This is a genomic window from Halomonas sp. SIMBA_159 (assembly GCF_046536035.1).
In the GTDB taxonomy this organism is placed as follows: Bacteria; Pseudomonadota; Gammaproteobacteria; order Pseudomonadales; family Halomonadaceae; genus Vreelandella; species Vreelandella venusta_A.
The window spans coordinates 1-264 of record NZ_JAWJBT010000808.1 but is presented as its reverse complement, the minus strand read 5'-3'; the positions used below and the strand labels follow the sequence as shown (position 1 = coordinate 264).

Sequence of the window (264 nt, the reverse complement as noted above, 5' to 3'; positions counted from 1 at the left end):
ATATCGGCATTGCCATGGGTGGCGGTACCGACGTGGCCATGCAGGCCGCCGGCATCACCCTGATGCGTGGCGACCCGCGCCTGGTGCCCGCCGCGCTGGAAATCAGCCGCAAGACCTACGCGAAGATCCGCCAGAACCTGTTCTGGGCATTCATCTACAACCTGATCGGCATCCCGCTGGCCGCGCTGGGTTACCTCAACCCGGTACTGGCGGGTGCCGCCATGGCCCTGTCCAGCGTCAGCGTCGTCAGCAACGCACTGTGGC

Annotated in this window: 1 pseudogene; it reads left to right on the top strand. The window is 65.9% G+C overall.

Annotated features, from left to right (window positions below):
- Positions 1-264 (top strand): annotated as a pseudogene (locus R0J87_RS21450) (heavy metal translocating P-type ATPase); the annotation flags it as partial.